The organism is Methylacidiphilum sp. Yel (genome assembly GCF_004421185.1).
Taxonomy (GTDB): Bacteria; Verrucomicrobiota; Verrucomicrobiia; order Methylacidiphilales; family Methylacidiphilaceae; genus Methylacidiphilum.
Window position 1 is genome coordinate 26,915 of sequence record NZ_LXQB01000056.1, and the last position, 18,585, is coordinate 45,499.

21 protein-coding genes and 1 pseudogene are annotated in these 18,585 nt (G+C 42.1%); 9 read left to right on the forward strand and 13 right to left on the reverse strand.

Translation table 11 applies throughout. The annotated features are described in order from the left end of the window. Window positions 1-5: 5 nt before the first annotated feature. Window positions 6-296 carry a ubiquitin-like small modifier protein 1 gene (locus tag A7Q09_RS08115; protein ID WP_134390966.1) on the forward strand — a complete coding sequence of 97 codons (291 nt, stop codon included), beginning with the start codon at window positions 6-8 and terminating at the stop codon, window positions 294-296. 2 nt (window positions 297-298) lie between these two features. Next, window positions 299-541, forward strand: a complete 243-nt coding sequence (locus A7Q09_RS08120; RefSeq protein ID WP_134390967.1) for an NIL domain-containing protein — start codon at window positions 299-301, stop codon at window positions 539-541. Between the two features lie 48 nt (window positions 542-589). On the opposite strand, the gene A7Q09_RS08125 is transcribed toward A7Q09_RS08120, so the two are convergent. The 3 genes from A7Q09_RS08125 to A7Q09_RS08135 all read right to left on the reverse strand — a co-directional run bounded on the left by A7Q09_RS08125 (window position 590) and on the right by A7Q09_RS08135 (window position 3,533). Beyond that, on the reverse strand, window positions 590-913 hold the full coding sequence (locus A7Q09_RS08125) for an FmdB family zinc ribbon protein (RefSeq protein ID WP_134390985.1): 324 nt from the start codon (window positions 911-913) through the stop codon (window positions 590-592). A gap of 43 nt (window positions 914-956) precedes the next feature. Further along, window positions 957-2,798 (reverse strand): GreA/GreB family elongation factor, encoded by a 1,842-nt coding sequence (locus A7Q09_RS08130; protein ID WP_134390968.1) that lies wholly within the window; start codon window positions 2,796-2,798, stop codon window positions 957-959. 81 nt (window positions 2,799-2,879) lie between these two features. Next, window positions 2,880-3,533, reverse strand: a complete 654-nt coding sequence (locus A7Q09_RS08135) for a metalloregulator ArsR/SmtB family transcription factor (RefSeq protein ID WP_134390969.1) — start codon at window positions 3,531-3,533, stop codon at window positions 2,880-2,882. Window positions 3,534-3,728: 195 nt separating this feature from the next. On the opposite strand from A7Q09_RS08135, the gene serA reads away from it, so the two are divergent. Genes serA through A7Q09_RS08150 form a run of 3 tightly spaced genes read left to right on the forward strand, consistent with a single transcriptional unit; the run spans window position 3,729 to window position 6,111 of the window. Continuing rightward, window positions 3,729-5,324 carry a phosphoglycerate dehydrogenase gene (gene serA, locus A7Q09_RS08140; RefSeq protein WP_134390970.1) on the forward strand — a complete coding sequence of 532 codons (1,596 nt, stop codon included), beginning with the start codon at window positions 3,729-3,731 and terminating at the stop codon, window positions 5,322-5,324. A gap of 41 nt (window positions 5,325-5,365) precedes the next feature. Continuing rightward, a complete protein-coding gene (locus tag A7Q09_RS08145) occupies window positions 5,366-5,749 on the forward strand; it encodes a hypothetical protein (RefSeq protein WP_134390971.1) in 384 nt (127 codons plus the stop codon). Further along, entirely contained in the window at window positions 5,737-6,111 is a 375-nt protein-coding gene (locus A7Q09_RS08150) for a DUF488 domain-containing protein (RefSeq protein ID WP_134390972.1), read from the forward strand. The genes A7Q09_RS08145 and A7Q09_RS08150 overlap by 13 nt, the downstream gene beginning before the upstream one ends. On the opposite strand, the gene A7Q09_RS08155 is transcribed toward A7Q09_RS08150, so the two are convergent. The 9 genes and pseudogenes from A7Q09_RS08155 to A7Q09_RS08195 form a co-directional block, all read right to left on the reverse strand. After that, the gene (locus A7Q09_RS08155; RefSeq protein WP_134390973.1) at window positions 6,108-6,812 is read right to left on the reverse strand and encodes an HAD family phosphatase; all 705 of its coding nucleotides are present in this window, start codon (window positions 6,810-6,812) and stop codon (window positions 6,108-6,110) included. The two genes, A7Q09_RS08150 and A7Q09_RS08155, sit on opposite strands and share 4 nt — an antisense overlap. Before the next feature lie 15 nt (window positions 6,813-6,827). Beyond that, on the reverse strand, window positions 6,828-7,430 hold the full coding sequence (locus A7Q09_RS08160; protein ID WP_134390974.1) for a histidine phosphatase family protein: 603 nt from the start codon (window positions 7,428-7,430) through the stop codon (window positions 6,828-6,830). A 172-nt stretch (window positions 7,431-7,602) separates the two neighbouring features. Further along, a pseudogene (locus A7Q09_RS11520) lies at window positions 7,603-7,686 on the reverse strand (hypothetical protein); the annotation flags it as partial. A 108-nt stretch (window positions 7,687-7,794) separates the two neighbouring features. Next, on the reverse strand, window positions 7,795-9,822 hold the full coding sequence (gene tkt / locus A7Q09_RS08170; RefSeq protein WP_244228615.1) for a transketolase: 2,028 nt from the start codon (window positions 9,820-9,822) through the stop codon (window positions 7,795-7,797). Between the two features lie 4 nt (window positions 9,823-9,826). After that, window positions 9,827-10,849: a phosphoribulokinase gene (locus tag A7Q09_RS08175; RefSeq protein ID WP_134390976.1), complete on the reverse strand. Its 1,023-nt coding sequence runs from the start codon at window positions 10,847-10,849 to the stop codon at window positions 9,827-9,829. 9 nt (window positions 10,850-10,858) lie between these two features. Next, the gene (gene cbbX / locus A7Q09_RS08180) at window positions 10,859-11,809 is read right to left on the reverse strand and encodes a CbbX protein (protein ID WP_134390977.1); all 951 of its coding nucleotides are present in this window, start codon (window positions 11,807-11,809) and stop codon (window positions 10,859-10,861) included. A 53-nt stretch (window positions 11,810-11,862) separates the two neighbouring features. Then, entirely contained in the window at window positions 11,863-12,279 is a 417-nt protein-coding gene (locus A7Q09_RS08185; protein ID WP_134390978.1) for a ribulose bisphosphate carboxylase small subunit, read from the reverse strand. A gap of 27 nt (window positions 12,280-12,306) precedes the next feature. After that, window positions 12,307-13,770, reverse strand: a complete 1,464-nt coding sequence (locus A7Q09_RS08190) for a form I ribulose bisphosphate carboxylase large subunit (protein ID WP_134390979.1) — start codon at window positions 13,768-13,770, stop codon at window positions 12,307-12,309. A gap of 71 nt (window positions 13,771-13,841) precedes the next feature. Further along, window positions 13,842-15,185, reverse strand: coding sequence for a transaldolase family protein (locus A7Q09_RS08195; RefSeq protein ID WP_134390980.1), 1,344 nt, complete (start codon window positions 15,183-15,185; stop codon window positions 13,842-13,844). Between the two features lie 196 nt (window positions 15,186-15,381). Here A7Q09_RS08195 and rplU point away from each other — a divergent pair, with 196 nt between their 5' ends. The 4 genes from rplU to A7Q09_RS08215 all read left to right on the forward strand — a co-directional run bounded on the left by rplU (window position 15,382) and on the right by A7Q09_RS08215 (window position 17,534). After that, window positions 15,382-15,714, forward strand: a complete 333-nt coding sequence (gene rplU, locus A7Q09_RS08200; protein ID WP_134390981.1) for a 50S ribosomal protein L21 — start codon at window positions 15,382-15,384, stop codon at window positions 15,712-15,714. Between the two features lie 24 nt (window positions 15,715-15,738). Further along, window positions 15,739-15,996 (forward strand): 50S ribosomal protein L27, encoded by a 258-nt coding sequence (rpmA, locus tag A7Q09_RS08205; RefSeq protein WP_134390982.1) that lies wholly within the window; start codon window positions 15,739-15,741, stop codon window positions 15,994-15,996. Window positions 15,997-16,066: 70 nt separating this feature from the next. Beyond that, window positions 16,067-17,164 (forward strand): GTPase ObgE, encoded by a 1,098-nt coding sequence (gene obgE, locus A7Q09_RS08210; RefSeq protein WP_134390986.1) that lies wholly within the window; start codon window positions 16,067-16,069, stop codon window positions 17,162-17,164. Window positions 17,165-17,183: 19 nt separating this feature from the next. Continuing rightward, window positions 17,184-17,534 carry a TMEM14 family protein gene (locus A7Q09_RS08215; RefSeq protein ID WP_134390983.1) on the forward strand — a complete coding sequence of 117 codons (351 nt, stop codon included), beginning with the start codon at window positions 17,184-17,186 and terminating at the stop codon, window positions 17,532-17,534. A gap of 260 nt (window positions 17,535-17,794) precedes the next feature. Here the strand turns inward: A7Q09_RS08215 and A7Q09_RS11525 are convergent, their stop codons facing one another. Continuing rightward, the gene (locus A7Q09_RS11525) at window positions 17,795-18,151 is read right to left on the reverse strand and encodes a zinc ribbon domain-containing protein (protein WP_134390984.1); all 357 of its coding nucleotides are present in this window, start codon (window positions 18,149-18,151) and stop codon (window positions 17,795-17,797) included. Window positions 18,152-18,585 lie beyond the last annotated feature (434 nt).

The following is an 18,585-nucleotide window of genomic DNA, read 5'->3' on the forward strand; positions in this document are numbered from 1 at the left end:
TAATTATGAATACAATGTTAAACGAAATCACTGTTAGGATTCCCACTCCACTTCGTGGACTAACTCAGAATAAAGAAGTTGTCTATGTTTCTGGAAAGACGATCAAAGAACTGCTGCTTAATTTAGAATCTCAATGTCCAGGGATTTTGAACCGCATATGCAATGAAAAAGGGGAGATTAGGCGTTTTGTTAATGTTTATCTTAATGGGGAAGACATCCGGTTTTTAAACGGTTTAGATACTCCACTCCAACAGAGGGATGAAGTAAGCATTGTCCCCGCTATTGCTGGGGGATAAAGATGATCAAACAACGGTATTGGCTCAGTTTGGATGGAAATCTCTGTAAAAGGCCTTTGATATGGGAGTTGAGTAGGAATTTTGATCTCATTTTCAACATCCGAAATGCAAGTATCACTGGAGAAATTGGCATCATAGGTATTGAACTGGAAGGCAATCCAGAAGTTATTAAAGAGGCAGTTTCTTGGCTAGAATCACAAGGGGTGCATGTAGAGCCTGTGGAGATCAGTACCATTGAAGGATAAGCTCGATGGGGAATGTATCGCTATGGACTGTTTGAAACAGCCAGCGCTTTACTCCATCCCCGCTTTAGGTTTGGCTGAAGTACTATTCGAAGCGCTGCTATTGTCACCAGTTGTTTTAGTTGTAGTTGAAGCTTCTTTTTCTGCTTTGGCAGCTTTCATATAACTAGGGCTGCGATAATCAGTAATATAGAAACCAGAACCTTTGAATAAAAGGCCCATACCACCAGAGATAATGCGTTTAACTTCTCCTTTTGCCCAGGGTTTCATAGCACAGCATTCTTCTGGGCAACAGAGAAAAGGTGGTTCGGTAATCGATTGGAAAATTTCAAATTCCTTACCACATTTACTACATTCGTATAAATAGGTTGGCATCTGCATTCCTTTCTTTGAGAAAAAAATTGCTGTTCGTTAGGTTTCAAACAGAAGGAGCGTCGATCCATCGCGTTATTTTGTCAATCCTGATCTTTTTTGTGTTGCCATCCTCCATAGATACCTGCAACACATCCCCAGGTTTATGCCCTAGTAAAGATTGACCAAATGCCGCTAAATAAGAAATAATCCCCTTGCTTGGATTGCTATCCCATGCCCCTAGAATGGCTATGGAACTAGGAGTATTAGTTTCCAAATTCGTAAAATGAACAACCGTTCCAATATTTACTACTGAAGTATCCACATCTGAAAAGTCTGTAGCCCTAGCCTTGCTAATCATAGATTCCAGTTCGGCTTTCCTTCGCATTAACACTGCTTGCATTTCTTTAGCTGCTTTGTATTCATGATTCTCTCTAAGATCCCCATAAGACCTAGCATGTGCTATTTCCTTACTATTTTCTGGAATCTTTTTCCTCACTAACTCATCCAGTTCTCTTTTCTTTTCTTCCAAGCTACTCCAAGACACAATTAAGGTGTTTTCCTCTTCGATCCCACGATTCCCACTGATCAATTCCTGAACTTCTGGCCTTACCTTTACAATAGCTCCTAGCAATGACCGCTTATCAAGTTCTCTAAAAACAGGACTAAGGAGTACCGTACGGGTGATATCCTTGACGTCATCCAAAGAAGAGCCAGACAGTAAATCCTGGATCAATCCTGTTCCAGTAGTTAAAAGATCGTATAATTTTTCAGCTTTCTTTCCTACCGAACCGAGTTCTCTTTCTAGAACATAAAGGATGCAATAAAAAAGATCAGAATTTAAAAGAGGCTGAAGCAGATTATTTCTGTTTTTACAAAACCAGTATAATAATTCAACGGATAAGACTCTTTCTCTGATCAATCTACTAAATTTTTCAAGCAAAAGATCAGTCAACCCCGACTGCTCAAAAATCTTAACGATATTTTCTGCCAATTTGCCATCCGCATTGATCAAGAGATCGAAAAACAGCTCAATAGGCTTATTCCTCCTCTCCCAAAGCAACCACAAAACTCTCTCTTGGTTTATTGAGGATAATCGTAGAAGGGAAGATAAAAGAAGATCATATTTTTGAGGAATATAAAAAAATAGATCTTCTTCCTTTACAGAAGGCAGAGGAATTTTAGCTTTTTGGATAATTTCTTCTTTCAATAAAACAAAATCTAACGTAGGAAAGGAATCCTCCTTAGGCTGTTGTAATAGGCTCTCTATGCTTGCAACCACTTTCAAAGCTTGATCCTGATCATTCCAATTATCTATCTCTTTGAGTATTTTGTATAACGCATCAATCTTTTTTCGTGGAGGTAGTGCTGACTGAAGAGTTTCAATAATTAGGGAATAGTTATCGGGAGCTTTATCTAAAATAACAATCGGTTCAGACTTTCTAGAAGGAATACGGATCGAGGCAGATTTTTTAATTATTTTTTTTGAATTTTCCCACCATTTCTTCCATTGGTCAGCAGAGATGACCTCAGGACAAAGAACAGCCTGTAACCGCTCTGGGGTAGCCTTTTGCCGAAAAGAAAGAACAAAAATCTTAATTAACTCTTCTGGATTCTCAAGAGAAAGTTTCTGTAAATAAGATAGTTTTTCTTCTTTCAACACCAACAAATGGTTAAAAGAAAGGACTGTGAGAGAAGTATAAGCAAAATCAAGAGCCATTTGATGCGAAGGCTTGCCTTTAAAATCAATGATCACACGATCATTGCTCTCATCTATCTTCTTGATCTTGCCCAATCCCCAACTCCGATGAATGCAAAAAACCCCTTCTTTAAAATTATTTGAATTAATACTTTGTTCCCATTCGTCATCCTCTTTACTAGAAATAATATCAATTAATTCGGTTGTCATATGATAATTAAATTTAATACATATGAACAATTTAACAATAATAAAGAAGTTTAATTGAAAGAAATTTTATTTTTCCCATTTTTATTCCAAAGGAGAAGAGGGTTCAGAAAATAGGAAACTACAGCAATAGCTCCCATAAGATCTCTCCTCGATACGTCGCACAGGCACGCCTAATACTTTTTCAAACATTCTCCTTTCGAATTTTTTTATTACTGGATACTTATCCAACAGAGCTAAAAGAGGATGATGATATTCTATGATTTTTAGCTCTCCATTTTCCTCAATAACAAGCTTACCCATATACCCTCTTTCTTCTCTAAAACTCAGTAATTCTTTAGCTTTTTCAACTAAGCTTAACGCACTGAGAGCCTGACTAAGATTTTCCCCCTCCGTTCTATATATCCAATAGATCAGCCGATCAACCGCTAGGGACCCATAAATGGATTCTATAGCTCTTAGCAGCTGCTCAGTAAAAGAAGAACAGTCTTTAGGAAAAAAAACGTCCGCTTTTTCCGTTAAGCAATAAACAATCTCCGGTCTTCCTACAGATTTCTGCCTTTTACGGGTTTCTAAAAATCCTTCCTTTTCTAGCGCTGCACAATGTTGTTTGACTCCCATGTACGAAAGATTGATTTTTTTAGTCAGTTCCCCTATGGAAAGTCCCGGGTTTATCTTTAATTCAAAAAGAATATTATAACGAGAATCTTTTATCAAATTGGATAAAAGGCTATTCATACTGTTTAAAGCTACATTGGAAATGCATTGCAAAAATATTTGCTTAATAAAGCGATCTTTTTTTATTGAAAAAATTTAAAAAAAAGAAATGCTTTTATTTTTCTTTCCTTTTCAATGAATTTTTCTATGAAAAAGTGCAAATAACTTTTTAACAAATTCAATGTATTCTTAATGAATTTCAATGAGTAAATTATTATGACTATTCCATATCATATCCTTATCGCTGACCCTATTTCCAAAAAAGGGATTCATGAATTAGAAGCTTCTGGGCAAATTAGAATAGAGGAAAAATATGGTTTAAAAGAACCCGATCTTCTCTCCATCATTTCTGAATACGATGGAGTGATTGTCCGCAGTCAGACGAAGATATCTCGAAAGGTAATCGAAGCAGGAAAAAAGCTAAAGGTCATTGGGAGAGCGGGGGTGGGTATTGATAATGTTGATGTCGAGGCAGCAACAGAAAATGGGATAGTAGTGATGAATACCCCCGGAGGCAATACGATTGCTACAGCCGAACATACCTTTTCTTTGCTTCTTGCTCTTGCCAGAAATGTTCCCCAAGCCCATGCCTCCATGCAACGGGGAGAATGGAAACGAAAAAATTTTGAAGGCATAGAGCTTTTTGGAAAGGTCCTAGGCATTATTGGGCTTGGGAGAGTTGGAATGGAAGTAGCCAAACGAGCGCTTGCCTTTGGCATGAAAGTTAAATGCTTCGATCCCTACCTCTCCCCCACGAAGGTGAAAAACCTGCAAGTGGAACTTGTTAACAATTTGGAAGAGCTCTTTTTTGATTTGGATTTTCTTTCCCTTCATGTCCCTCTTACCTCTGAAACCGAAGGGATTATCAACAAGGAAAACTTAAAAAAATGCAAACAGGGAATCAGGCTCGTCAATTGCGCCCGAGGCGGGTTAATCCGGATTGAAGACTTGCTGGAGCTGCTTAAATCAGGGTGGGTGGCAGGAGCCGCACTCGATGTCTATGACCCTGAACCTCCGCCAGCTGACTTTCCTCTACGCGGACTGCCTAATGTCATTCTCACTCCTCATCTGGCTGCATCCACAGTCGAAGCACAGGAAAATGTTGGGACTGAAATCGCTGGCATGATCATAGACTTCTTTTGCCATGGCATAATCCGGAATGCTGTTAATGTTCCGAGTGTTGATCCAAAAGTGCTTTCCATCCTTAGTCCTTATATGGCACTGGGCGAAAAGCTGGGAATTTTTATGAGCCAGTGGATTCCCAACCGAATTGACGAGCTGGTTATCTATTTCTCAGGAAAAATCAATGAATATGATACAAGCCCGCTGACCCGTGCTGTTTTAAAGGGATATTTGCGAAAAGTCGCTGGCAAGGAAGTCAACGAGGTCAATGTCATGTTCTTGATCAACACCCTCGGCATCAATGTCAAAGAAGTCAAAATGAGTAGTGCCGGAGAGTTCACCGAGATTATTGGCATTGAAGCCAAAACTAATGGACTTATCTTTCAAGCTGCCTCAACTTTCTATGGGAAGTCACACAGACTTGTGCAACTCAATTTCAATCCCATTGAAGCCTCTATGGAGGGAATTCTTCTATTGCTCGAAAACAAAGATAGGCCAGGAATCGTTGGCAAAGTTGGGACCATCCTTGGAGAACATGCCGTCAATATTGCAGCGATGTCTCTTGCCCGAGCAAAGGCCCAAGAAAAGGCAATTAGCATACTCAACTTGGACAACATACCTAGTCCCGAAGTCTTAGCTCAGATACGCAATACGGAGGATATTTATAATGTGAGGTTAATTTCTCTATGATTTTCTTTGTTCTTTAAAAGGAAAAATGCTAGAGTTTTCTTGTGAAACGTATCGCAAGATTATTATGCGTCCTTTTCTTTGTAAACTTTCCCTTTTTGCTTCCTGCAGCCAATACGCAGAAAAGTGATCCTGAAGTTTCACAAGCTAAAAAAATTGAAAAGAAACCAAAACCTATTCCTATCAAGCCTGCGCCAGAAAAGGCAAAAAAAGCCCCTACCCTTCTCCCTCCCCGGGCTACGGGCATTATCCCTGAAGGGATAAGACAAGGGCCTCAACTTATTAATCCATTGGCTCCAAAAGAAATGGGATATGGACAAAGGTTCATGGCAAAGGATCCAAGACAGCCTCACCCTACGTGGACAATCAATAGCACAGAGGTCATGACTCCTGGAGGAGGACTGGAACTATTTACATGGGAGTGGTAAAAAAAATTTGCATTAAGCGGGTTTACGAAGAGCCTTCTGCACAAGATGGCTACAGGATCCTTGTTGATAGGTTGTGGCCGAGGGGAATGCACAAAGAACAATTAAAAATCGATTTTTGGGCAAAAGATTGGGCTCCTTCGGATGAATTGCGAAAATGGTTTACCCATGATCCTCAAAAATGGGAGGTATTTTCGAAAAAGTATGTAGAAGAACTTACCAGTAAAGAACATGCTATCAAAGAGCACTTAAGCAATTGTCCTTCCCCGACTGTTACTCTCCTCTACAGTGCTAAAGACACGGTGCATAATCAGGCAGTCGTTTTAAAATCTTTTATCGAAACAAAACTCAAAGATAATGCCTAGGCAGGATTAAGGAGCGAGTCGAGCAAGGAAACATCAAGCCTAGATATGTCAGCCGTTACAAAGACCGCTCCTTTGAAATCTGCACATGCCGTATACTCATTAGGAACGGCAACACATTTTATCCCTGCTTTCAATGCGCAACGTAACCCGTTCATAGAATCTTCTATGGCAATCACCTGTTCTGCTCCTAAGCCCAGCTCTTCTAGACATTTCCTATAAAGGGGGGAGTCTGAAGCTGTTTTCGTTCCAGCTCTTCTTCCTAGAATAGGATGGATATGAGGCCTTAATTCAGGCAGATGGCGAACAAGAAAGGCTTCGATTTGTTCTTCAATGGAGATAGATACAATAGCAATAGCTATTCTCTCCTCCAAGGCTTGCCCAATTAATTCCTTTATTCCTTCTCTTAGTCGTGCCTTATGGACATGTTTTTCAATATAAAGTTTTTTTTTCGTTTCCGCCCAAAGATACGATATTTTTTTTAATTCTTCTTCCCCTACCGAAGGATACAATTGTCTATAAGCATACTCCATCCTTGCTTGATTACCAGGCAATTCAAGGAGAGAGATAAATTCTTTCCAAGACCATTGGATAGGTATACTGAGTGTTCTAAATGCTTCATTGCAGGCAGGCAAATGAGCTTCCTTTTCGCTGAAAGCTATTGTTCCATCAAAATCAAAAATTATTGCTTTTAGCCTGCGCATGCACTTACTACTCTTCTAGCAATTCGAGAGGCACTTTTCAATGAACTCTGAAGATACAATGGATAGGTTTTGGGGTAACGTTGTTTCGATAATTTCTTTCTTGAAATGAGTTAGCTCTAACCCTTGAAGCGCGCACCGTAAAAGGGAGCCTATATATTTATGGATAATGACCAGAACATTTTTCTGCTCGTCATTTTCTTTATAAATAGCAAAGATGGTGCTAAGAATCCTCCTTTGTGCTCTAAACACATCTTCTTTACTGCCAGGAACCAGAGGCACATTCCTTGGATCTTCAATCCATTGCAGATATAAAGAAGGTACTTGAGCAGAAAGTTCTAAAATAGTTTTCCCTTCCCACTCCCCCATATCTATTTCCAATAGACCATCTCTTGTTTCGTAGGGTACATGCAGAGCAGTGGCATAAATTGCAGCTGTCTGCCTTCCTCTTATTAAAGGACTCGAATAAATCTTACCAATCTTCAATGCTTCCAGCAAGCCGATATTCGTTTTTGCTTCTTCAATCCCAATTTCACATAAAGGAATATCCGTCCGACCCTGAATTCTGTGCTCTAGATTCCAAGCGGTCTTACAATGCCGCGCCAAATAGAGATTTCCCATCTTATTAAAAAATATAATCCTTTAGACATCAAGGACTTGTCCAGTAACCGTTCCGTCAGACTTATTCCTTTCTACTACCACAGGTTCGAAGCTGACTTCCTGCTTCCCCGAGGCTGGTTTCACTTGGGTCTTTCGGTCCGAGCCAGAGCCTTCCTCTCCACAGGCTTCACATTCAGCCGGCCTGAGCCGTAGAGCCGCTTAGGGCGGCCAATCCATACGCCAAAAGATTCCTGGCCGAATTTACGTCTCGGTCGTGTGGGGTTCCACAGTCCGGACAGGTCCAAAGCTGACTATCTTACGAGACATGCTCAAAATACATATCTTTGCGCAAGAAAGTGCAACTTACATTGAAGCTCTTCAAGCCCTATTGTAGTTTTCTTAAGGATCGAATGGCAGCTTCCATAACCTTCTCAGCAGTAATACCAAACTGCTGATAGATCACTTTATAGGGTGCCGAGGCTCCGAAATGATCTAAGCCTACTACCTCTCCATCAAGCCCAATCCATTTGTTCCATGCGAGGGTCGCTCCTGCTTCCACCGCTACCCTAGCCCGAATCCGTGATGGAATCACCTCTTCGATATACTGCGTAGGCTGTCGAAGGAATAGATCCCAAGAAGGCATAGAAACGACTCTTGTGGGTATTTGTTTTTGCGCCAGTAATTTTTGAGCTTCCAAAGCAATATGTACCTCTGAACCAGTTCCAATCAAAATGACCTGAAAGTCAGCCATATCAGAAAGTACATATGCTCCATATCTAGCTCCGGAACTAGGGGCATAGTTGGATCGATCAAGTACAGGCAACGCTTGCCGGGTCAGGATCAAGGCAGTTGGCCCATCGGTTTTTTCTAAAGCTACTTTCCAACCTTCCACTGTTTCTGCGGCATCACAAGGTCTGAATACCGTCATATTCGGTATGGCTCGAAGTGCGGTCAGCTGTTCGACAGGCTGATGGGTTGGCCCATCCTCCCCTAACCCTATGCTATCATGAGTGAAAATGTAAATCACAGGCAGTTTCATCATTGCAGCTAATCTCATGGTGGGCCTCATGTAATCCGAAAAGATAAGGAAGGTCCCTCCATAAGGCCTTATTCCCTTATGCAAAGCCATCCCACTCATTATTGCTGCCATCCCATGTTCTCTGACTCCATAGTGGATATACCTGCCTGCATAATTCCCTTTTGTAATATCCTTTGCTTCTTTCGGTTTGGTGTTGTTTGAAGGAGTCAAATCAGCGGAACCTCCTATAAGGGAGCCAACTTTAGAGAAGATGGCATTAATAACACTTCCAGAAGCAGCCCGTGTAGCAATCGGTTTATCTAAGGAGAAGGTTGGCAAATCTTTATCCCACCCTTCCGGTAGCTCATTCTTTAATGCTTTCTCTAGCTCTAAAGCCTCTTTTGGATACTTTTTGGAATAGCTCTCATAGAGCTTGAGCCACTGTTTTCTTCTTTGCTTACCTTTTTGAGCAAAAGCACAAAAATACTCTTTTACTTCCTCAGGGACATAGAACGAAACATTAGGAGGTAACCCTAGTCTTTGCTTGGTTAATCTCACCTCTTCTTCCCCTAAAGGTTCCCCATGCGCTTTTTCCGAATCCTGCTTATGCGGGCTGCCATAACCAATATGAGTTTTGGCAATAATCAGATGAGGCTTATCCATGCTCATCTTCGCCCTTAAAAATGCCGCTTCCACCTGTTTGCGGTCATTGCCATTGATCTGCTGGACCTCCCATCCATATCCAAGGAACCTTTCTTGCACATTTTCGCTGTAGGCAAGCGAGGTATGCCCATCTATTGTAATGCCATTGTCATCATACAATACAATAAGCTTGCCCAGCCCCAGATGCCCAGCTAAGGAACAACTTTCATGAGAAATCCCCTCCATTAGATCCCCATCGCTGGCAAATACATAGGTCCAATGGTTAAAAAGCTCTATATCAGCTTTATTATACCGGCTTGCCAAAATTCTTTCAGCCAAAGCCATCCCTACAGCATTGGATATCCCTTGGCCTAAGGGACCAGTCGTTGTCTCTACTCCAGGGGTGTGTCCATATTCGGGATGTCCTGCTGTTTTTGAACCAAACTGCCTGAAATTTTTTAAATCCTCTAAAGTCAGACCGTACCCACTTAAGAAAAGCAAGCTATAGAGCAGCATAGAGGCATGTCCGCAGGATAGAACGAACCGATCCCGATCAGGCCAATCGGGTGCTTCAGGATCAAAAGATAAAAACCTTGTCCAAAGCACTACAGCTGCATCGGCCAGACCCATAGGCGTTCCTGGATGCCCTGAATTTGCCTTCTGAACAGCATCCATAGACAACCCCCTAATCACATTGACAGCTAGTTGCTCTAGGGCTTCATCTTGAAGTAAATCCTTTATTGTGCGATCCATGATCTTATCCATTGCGCTTGATCTCCGTGTTAATTTCCTTAAGGCTCAACTCTCTTTGCCTTCTAATCCTAGAAAGCGCATCGACTGGGGGAGCAAAAGGAATAGTAGCATTCTCATCATACGCTCTCAACAAATGATAGGCAAGAAGCAATTGAGTTAAAGCCAAAGGATGGCTATGTTTAATCTCATTTCTATCCAAATATCTCCCTAATCGATCCAGATTGAGTGGCGGCACCCCTTTAGGAAGATGATTCCAGATCGTTTTTTCTAATCTTAAGGCCTCTTCTTCTGGAACATTCCCATCAATCTCAAGAATATCCACTGGCTTCCCCATGTCTCTACCCAGTTCAAGCCGTATTCCAGAATTTTCAGCCCGATTATCAATAAGATACGAAAAATCGGGATGAGGAATGGTAGGCCGCAAAACAAGTCTTGTATTCAAATGCCCATCTATTTTTGCAGGATCCACTCCTTTGGGAGGATAAAATGTAACGATAATATCTGCAAACTCTCGTTGCGGTCGAATATAAGCTTCAGAGTCGGGTTCTCTTTTGACCAACTCTTCGAGCACCTGCTCTGCTGTATAGCCCCTTTTGGTCGTATCCCTCTTTATTTTCCAAATTCTGCGGAGTTCTTCAGGAGGATTTAAGTAGACCTTGACGTCATAAAATTGACGCATGATTCGAGTATAGAAGCCAAGCAACCCTTCCACGATGATAAATTCTTTGGGCATAATATATTCAGGACGAACAAGGGTGCCATTAGAATGATCGTACACTGGCTTTAAAATAGGCAGTCCATAATGGAGCCTTTCTAGGTGTTGCTCCATGATGTCTAAATAATTACAATCAGGATGTAAAGCTGTGATGCCAATCTGAGCTCTTTCTTTCCGATCATACTTATGATAATCATCTGTACAGATATGGGTCACTCGATCAGCACCTAAGAGGTTCACTAATCCACCTGTTAACGTGGATTTCCCCGCCGCACTATCTCCCACAATTCCAAGCATTATTGGCCGTCGCATAGAATTAGATCAAGACTTGGTTATTTCTTTCTCTTCTTTTGGTTGATTTTCTTGAAAGACTCGACTCTGTCGAATATCGGACACATCGATTCTCATCAGTTCGCTCGCAGGGATTTTCCCCCCTTTTTCGATCAGACGAGCCGCTTGACGAAGTTTAAATCGATCTATGGCATTTCTAACGCTTCGGGCGTTAGCAAAGAGTGGTTGTTGCATTCGTAGTCTTAAATATTCCTCAAAGGCCTTTCTCGATGCATCATCAAACGTATACATCTGCTGCTTTAGCATAAGTTCAGCAATTGCCATCAGCTCTTCAAAAGTATAACTTGGGAATTGGATATGATGTGTGATTCTGGATCTTAATCCAGGATTCATCTGGAAAAAAAGCTCCATCCTGTCCTGATAACCAGCAAAGATCACCACAAGATCTTTCCGGTTATTCTCCATGGCCTGCAAAAGTATTTCTATAGCCTCTTGACCATAATCCCTTTCGCTTTCAGGACGGTATAAAGCATAGGCTTCATCAATAAAAAGAACCCCACCCATTGCCCGCTTAATCACTTCTTTTGTCTTAGGGGCCGTATGACCAACATATTGACCGACAAGATCTTCTCGTGTTGCCGATACTAAATGTCCCTTTCTAACATAGCCTAGTCTATGTAAAATCTTACCCATCTTCATCGCAACAGTCGTTTTGCCCGTACCAGGAGGACCCGTAAAAGACATATGTAAGGAAGGAGGTTCAGTAATAACTCCAGCCAATTCTCGAAGCCTTTGGACCATCAGAAAAGAAGCAATCTCTTTGACCCTTTGTTTAACTGGCTTTAAACCAATCAACTCCTTTTCAAGATCATTCAACACATCATCGATCCGAAACTGAGTTAATTGTTCTTCCACATCGACGATTATAGCAGTCTCAACACCCTCCGTAGAAACAAACGCTTCTTTTTGCTGAACCTCCATCACTTACCTCTTTTTGGGTTGACTTCAGGAGCTTGACGATAAAACGCTAAGGTTCAATACCGTTGACCTTTTGGCTTATCCAACGCATAAGCCTTAAGCCGGTACTTCTGCTGCCTATCTTCCCATTCCATTCTATCTAGTTCAAAACCAGGCTCTTCTTTCGGCCGGTTACAAATAAAACTGATCATGGTCGATTGATAGCCCTGCTGCCTGTTATAGCCACTAATCCTAATATAATGGTTTGGAAAAGCCTTTCGGCATTCATTTAACTCCTGCATGACCGCCGCCGGATCTTTTATATCAAAAAGAGGCAATCCCCACATATCCCAATAAGTATTCCGCGGATGAGGATCGTCGGTATATTCAATCATGATCGACCATCCCTGATCAATAATATATTGAACCTGAGCAGCTATTTCTTCATCAGTAAAGTCAGGCAGATAAGAAAACGTACCCTGGGTAATTCTCATAATCGTTATCCTTTAGTTATTAAGTTTTTAAACCTCTACAGTCGGCATCGCCACTGCATCAGGCACATCAGTCGATTCAAATTCAAAGCTAATATCCTTCCATGTTTCAATAGCCTTCGCTAGTGCCGGGCTCCACCGACAGGCCTTTTCAAGAATTTCTGGCCCTTCCCTAAGGATGTCTTTGCCTTCATTTCTTGCTTGCACCATAACCTCAACAGCTACGCGGTTAGCTGTCGCCCCTGCAGCAATCCCATCCGGATGCCCAATCGTCCCACCTCCAAACTGCAGGATGGTATCTTCACCCAGATACGATAAGAGTAGATGCATTTGGCCGGCATGGATGCCACCAGATGCCACCGGCATGACCCCTGGCATGGAAGCCCAATCCTGTTCAAAATAAAGCCCAAGCATTGGGTCGGGTTCTGTATACTGTGTCCTTAATGTCTTATAATAGCCTTGCACCGAATGAAGATCTCCCTCTAGCTTTCCCACTACCGTGCCTGCATGGATATGATCCACTCCTGCCAACCGCATCCACTTGGCGATTACTCTAAAATTCACTCCATGGGTTTTCTGTCTAGTATACGTACTATGCCCGGCACGATGGAGATGAAGTAAGACCCCATTCTTTCGACACCACTTAGCCATCGATTGGATCGCTGTAAATCCTGCGGTTAAGTCTACCATGATAATCACACTGCCAAGTTCCTTGGCAAACTCAGCCCTTTCATACATCTCTTCCATAGTAGCCGCTGTCACATTTAAATAGTGGCCTTTAATTTCCCCAGTATGTGCCATAGCCTTATTCACAGCTTCCATACAGAAAAGCCACCGGTCTCTCCACCGCATAAATGGCTGGCTATTGATGTTTTCGTCATCCTTTGTAAAATCGAGTCCTCCCCTCAGAGCTTCATAGACAACCCTTCCATAATTCTTAGCAGATAATCCCAGTTTGGGTTTTACAGTGGCTCCAAGCAGTGGCCTGCCATATTTGTTGAGATACTCTCTTTCCATCATGATCCCATGGGGAGGTCCATGAAAGGTCTTTGTATAATGAGGTGGAATCCTCAAGTCTTCTAATCTTAAAGATTTTAGAGCTTTAAAGCCAAAGACATTGCCGATGAGGGACGAGGACATATTGGCTATTGAACCTTCCTCAAACAAGTCTAGATCATATGCAATAAAAGCAATATATTGGTTAGTTCCAGGGACTTTTTCTACTCGGTAACATTTGCCTTGATAATGCTCATAGGCAGTCAATCTGTCTGTCCATACTACTGTCCATGTCGCTGTAGAAGATTCCCCGGCCACAGCAGCCCCAGCTTCTATGGGTTCTACTCCTTCCTGAGGTACAAATCGAAATGCCGCTAAAATATCCGTATCCTTTGGTACGTAGTCAGCGTTATAATAGCCCATCTCCGCATAGGGAGTCACCCCCGCAGACCACCTGTTCTTTTTTGCTCCAGCTTTTCCATCACCTGCAACTGTCATTTCTTACTCCTTTTTTTGCTTCTTTTATATTTTAAGAATAAATTACCAAAAGAAAAATCCAAAAAGATGATTTAAAAAGATTTTTCTATCTTTTGAATGGTATCTGCATCCATTTTTTCCTGAAAGTTGGAAAAATCACCAAAAGCTAAAAGGCTATAGAGTGTATCCATTGCGATATTCTTTGTCAATGTAGAATTTAAATCTGGCAGTTTTGATTTTCTCAGCTCTTTCCACTCTATTACAGTAGGTGCATAAAAGAAATCCCCAAATCCAGCTTGATCAAATTTTTTCTGTAATCCTTCTCCATCGATCCTCTCAAATTCAGGAGTCTTTCGTAACTCTAGAAGAAATTCAACAAACTGCGGCTCAACCACAAAAAGACGCTCAAGCTGCTTTCTGCCAACTTTATTCAATACCTCTTCTTTTAAATGTAGCTCTTGCAGATAACTCTTCTGCTGCTGAGAAATGATATTTGCAGGAGGCACTTCTTTTTGTTCCAAGAAATCTTTGAGAGCTTTGTATGGAGCAGTGTAGACATCACAGCCAGCTGTAAGGGGAAATGTTTGCCACCGGCGCATGCTAGCCACAATATTTAAAGTTTGCACTCCGTGGGCACTCCTTATGTTTCGAAGCTGTCGTTGAGCCTCCAATACCACATGCTCTCCTAATAAATCTGACTCTAGCCCTTGACTGAGCCGACCGATAAACACGTTACTGCGGTGTGGATTTGCCAGTAGAGCCGCTGCAACAACTTGCCTTGCCGAAAAAGTTGCCGTAAAATTAACGGCAATACCCGCTTTCTCTAGCTCCCGAGCTATCACAAAACAGTGGGGGAAGTGCGGTGTAAAAGGAACTTTGACAAAACAATTGGGATTGCTAGTGTGCAGACACCACCCCGCTCTAAAGGACTCTTCCATGCTGGCAGCTAGTCCCGTATGCAATTCAAGGCTAATTTCCCATCTCCTATCCACTCCATATCTCTCGGTGGTTTCTATCCCTATTCTTCCATTAAGGATAGTATAAAGAATGCTAGCAGCTTTAGAAAGACTTAAGGAAGGAGTAGCCTTTTTTAGCTCTTTTATCCATGCTTCGAGGCTTTCCTGTGAACCTTCTCTGCAGAAGCTATCGAAAATTTTTGCTACAAGCGGCTGATTGGTAGTATTGCCATCGATTTCTGCATTGTAAACACACTGGTCTTGGTCTTCAGAAAAAACGACAAGATCTGAAAGTTCTTTAAAATCAGCGGTATCAACATAAATATGGCTGGTGCCCACTTTTTTGAGTGCCTGCAATAGAGGATGGGAAATATACCTGACTGCTTTTTTCAATCTGTTTTTACCTCGCACCCGTTCAATAATTTCAAGAGCCGTATTTTCTAAAGGTGTAAGGTAATCTGTAATATTTTTTGTTTTCATAGTTCTCCTTTTTCAGGGATAAGTAAACAGAATAGAAGAGGGTTAGGAAACACCCTTAAAAGAAGATACCCAGACAGAGCGACTAGAAAAGTAAATATTTCTTTTTTTCTTTATAGATTTCGAAAAGATATTATATAAATTTTCATTTGCATTTTTAACTATCTTCCATTTTAGTTAGATTCTTCAATTTGGACTTATGAAAGCAATCATACAAACAGGGGGAAAGCAATACTGGGTGAGTGAAGGAGAACAATTCCCAATCGAATTGCCCCGTCAGCAACCTACCCAAGAGAATACGATTAAAATAGAGGAAGTTCTCTACGTGGAGGATGGGAAAAGAAGGCAAGTCGGTACTTCCTTTGTTCCTGGTGCCTCGGTTGAATTAGAATGTATCTCTGAAATAAAGGCACCTAAGGTTGTGGCCTTTAAATTCCGTCGCAGAAAAGGCTACCACCGAACCGTGGGTCACAGACAAAAACTTTTACTTGTCAAAGTTAAAAAGATCCATTATCCAGCTGACAATCAGTAACCCTTTACACCTGGAGAGGTTTTTATGGCTCACAAAAAAGGTCAAGGCAGTACAAGAAACGGTAGAGATAGTCATAGTAAAAGACTAGGCATAAAAGAATACAGCGGAGAAATTGTTAAAGCTGGCCATATTCTTTTACGACAGCGGGGAACAAAATTTCATCCAGGGAAAAACGTTGGCATAGGAAGAGATTTTACCCTCTATTCCCTTGTGGACGGCAAGGTTTTTTGGGATGGACAAAGAAGAGTGGTTCATGTCAAACCGCTGAGGGAACTCACTTGATCCCATCCTTTCTACCTTTTTTTCCTCTTTTTTTTGCTATAGTATTATAAAACCTCATTAATTGATTAACATGTTTACTGATTATGTGCGGATTTTAGCCAAAGCGGGAAAAGGAGGTAATGGCTGCGTTAGCTTTTGTCAAGAAGCCTTTCGTCCTCATGGAGGGCCCGATGGCGGAGATGGCGGTAAAGGGGGTGATGTTATCTTAAAAGTCAACCCTCAAGTTTCGGATCTAACCCCATTCTTCTTTTCCCCACACCAGTTTGCAGAAGATGGGCAAGCAGGCAAAGGCAAAAAAAGAAAGGGGAGAGATGGGAAAAACCTTGAGCTAGAGATACCTCCAGGAGTTGTTGTTTACCGGCTACCAGCAGACCACCTGCTCCATTCCTCCACAGACCTCTTGCCTATTCCCAAACCCGGAGAGCCGATGGATAAAATGGTCGAACTGCTGGAACCTGGCATGCGTTTTATCCTTTGCAAAGGGGGAAGAGGCGGAAGAGGTAATTTTCAGTTTCGAAGTCCTATCAATCAAGCTCCACGCTATGCAGAGGAAGGAGAGGAAGGGGAATCAGGCCAGTTTCTTCTCGAACTAAAAACTATTGCTGATATCGGGTTTTTGGGAATGCCTAATGCAGGCAAATCGACGTTACTTTCTAAGATTTCGAGTGCAAAACCAAAAATAGCGCCCTATCCTTTTACTACAATCAGGCCTCATGTAGGCATCGTTAGTTATGAGGATGGTTTAAGAATTTCCTTTGCCGATATTCCAGGACTCATCCAAGGAGCGCATTTAGGAAAGGGTCTTGGATTTTACTTTCTTAGACACATAGAAAGATCCCGTATCCTCGTCTATGTGCTTGACCTTGCTGATCAGATGACAGACTCAATATCTGTCTTCTACATGCTGCAGGAAGAAATTGAAAAATATAATAAAAAACTATTAGAAAAGCCTTTTATTGTTGTGGGAAACAAGATAGATCTCCTACCTATTGATAATGCCAAACAACAAGCCTATGTGTTTGAACAAAAAACTGGCTATCCATTATTGCCCCTATCCGCTCGCGAAGGCAGCGGGATCCATCAGTTCCTACAACAATGTCGAGAAATGGTCTTATTAGCAAGACAATCATTTCCTTCTTCAAAAATCGAGCTTTCTACCTTACAATAAAGCAGTTGCTCTTTAAAATATGACAGAAAGAATCTCCACCGGCTTAATCCTTTATGGACTAACCCTCCTCATTCTTGGGTTCGTAGGGTATTTGTCTAATCCCCAAAAAGCTAAAACTTCTCTTTTCAGTGGAGGAGGCATGGGCGTTCTTTCTATACTCCTTGGCTACTTTTCTAAACTGCCTTTGGTATTACCTATTTCTTTTATCCTTATTATCCTCTTTAGCCTTATGTTATTGTGGAGAGCAGTCATAACTTGGAAATTGGTACAAGCTGGAAACAAAAACAAACTCTTTGCTGCTTCTCTTCTTTCCATAATGCTCTTCATCTCTCTGTTAACACTCGGCTACCTATACATAGCCCAAAAATAAAATGGTTTTTCATCTTAGAGACTAAAGTTAAGGACTTTTTTATCAGTTCTCTCAAAATATCTTTTGATTAAAAAAAGCCATTTATAGCATTTTTTTAGCCAGCACGGCTATATGCCACATTGCTGCCATTTCCTAAAGCTTCCAATTCAGCTCTTTTTCTTATTATAAGTCTTCTCCTTTTGATCATCTCTTTGAAAAGGGTTCCATTTGAAATGTTTTTAATCTGTTAAAGCCGTTCTGTCAGACTTACTCGTTCCTGCTCAGAGAGGAACAAAGCTAACTTCCTGCTTCACAGAGGACAGTTTTACCATCGTCATGCAACGCCGGCCAGAGCTTTTTTCTCCACCGGCTTCACATTTGGCAGAACTCGCCATAGGGCCGTTTAGGACGGACAAACCATGCGTCATGATATTCTTGGCCCCATTCACCTCCCGGTCGTGGATGCTTCCACACTCCGGGCATACCCACTGGCGAATGGTCAGCGGCAGTGTTTCCTGGACCCTCCCCCATGCCGAACAGCTCTTGCTGGACGGAAACCAGCGACCAGCGACAAGCACCAAACCACCGCGCCTTTCTGCCTTGTATTCCAGTTGTCGCCGAAACTCGAAGAAACCCATGTCGGATAGAAAGCAGGCAAGATTACCGGTTCTTCTCCATGCTGCCCACTTTCAGCTCTTCGACAAGCACGCGGTGAAATCATCGCCTGAGCCGTGAGGTGAGCTTGTGTAAGCCCTCCTGCCGGATGTTGGCAATACGGGCATGGAGCTTGGAGAGTCGGACTCTGGCCTTTTGGGCACTTCCCGATATGGGCAACCGCAAGCCTTTGGGAATCGTTGTGTGGTCCGCAAGGCCCAACGTCTTCCTGGCCCCCTGGTGTTTACGCAAGAGACTGCAAGACAGTCGCCCCAATCGCTTGAGCAAGGCCCTGTGCGGCTTGGGACCGATTACCTTTTCTCCTTGTGGAGAATGTTGCCATGGCCGATACCCCCAAATCCACCCCGGTCGCGCCTTAGTTTTCAGCGGGATGCAGGGGGATAGCGTCGGCAGCGGG

Coding starts and splice junctions, on each gene's coding strand:
- A7Q09_RS08115 (WP_134390966.1), top strand. CDS start 6: ATGAATACAATGTTAAACGAAATCACTGTTAGGATTCCCACTCCACTT.
- A7Q09_RS08120 (WP_134390967.1), top strand. CDS start 299: ATGATCAAACAACGGTATTGGCTCAGTTTGGATGGAAATCTCTGTAAA.
- A7Q09_RS08125 (WP_134390985.1), bottom strand. CDS start 913: ATGCCAACCTATTTATACGAATGTAGTAAATGTGGTAAGGAATTTGAA.
- A7Q09_RS08130 (WP_134390968.1), bottom strand. CDS start 2,798: ATGACAACCGAATTAATTGATATTATTTCTAGTAAAGAGGATGACGAA.
- A7Q09_RS08135 (WP_134390969.1), bottom strand. CDS start 3,533: ATGAATAGCCTTTTATCCAATTTGATAAAAGATTCTCGTTATAATATT.
- serA (WP_134390970.1), top strand. CDS start 3,729: ATGACTATTCCATATCATATCCTTATCGCTGACCCTATTTCCAAAAAA.
- A7Q09_RS08150 (WP_134390972.1), top strand. CDS start 5,737: ATGGGAGTGGTAAAAAAAATTTGCATTAAGCGGGTTTACGAAGAGCCT.
- A7Q09_RS08155 (WP_134390973.1), bottom strand. CDS start 6,812: ATGCGCAGGCTAAAAGCAATAATTTTTGATTTTGATGGAACAATAGCT.
- A7Q09_RS08160 (WP_134390974.1), bottom strand. CDS start 7,430: ATGGGAAATCTCTATTTGGCGCGGCATTGTAAGACCGCTTGGAATCTA.
- tkt (WP_244228615.1), bottom strand. CDS start 9,822: ATGGATCGCACAATAAAGGATTTACTTCAAGATGAAGCCCTAGAGCAA.
- A7Q09_RS08175 (WP_134390976.1), bottom strand. CDS start 10,849: ATGCGACGGCCAATAATGCTTGGAATTGTGGGAGATAGTGCGGCGGGG.
- cbbX (WP_134390977.1), bottom strand. CDS start 11,809: ATGGAGGTTCAGCAAAAAGAAGCGTTTGTTTCTACGGAGGGTGTTGAG.
- A7Q09_RS08185 (WP_134390978.1), bottom strand. CDS start 12,279: ATGAGAATTACCCAGGGTACGTTTTCTTATCTGCCTGACTTTACTGAT.
- A7Q09_RS08190 (WP_134390979.1), bottom strand. CDS start 13,770: ATGACAGTTGCAGGTGATGGAAAAGCTGGAGCAAAAAAGAACAGGTGG.
- A7Q09_RS08195 (WP_134390980.1), bottom strand. CDS start 15,185: ATGAAAACAAAAAATATTACAGATTACCTTACACCTTTAGAAAATACG.
- rplU (WP_134390981.1), top strand. CDS start 15,382: ATGAAAGCAATCATACAAACAGGGGGAAAGCAATACTGGGTGAGTGAA.
- rpmA (WP_134390982.1), top strand. CDS start 15,739: ATGGCTCACAAAAAAGGTCAAGGCAGTACAAGAAACGGTAGAGATAGT.
- obgE (WP_134390986.1), top strand. CDS start 16,067: ATGTTTACTGATTATGTGCGGATTTTAGCCAAAGCGGGAAAAGGAGGT.
- A7Q09_RS08215 (WP_134390983.1), top strand. CDS start 17,184: ATGACAGAAAGAATCTCCACCGGCTTAATCCTTTATGGACTAACCCTC.
- A7Q09_RS11525 (WP_134390984.1), bottom strand. CDS start 18,151: ATGGGTTTCTTCGAGTTTCGGCGACAACTGGAATACAAGGCAGAAAGG.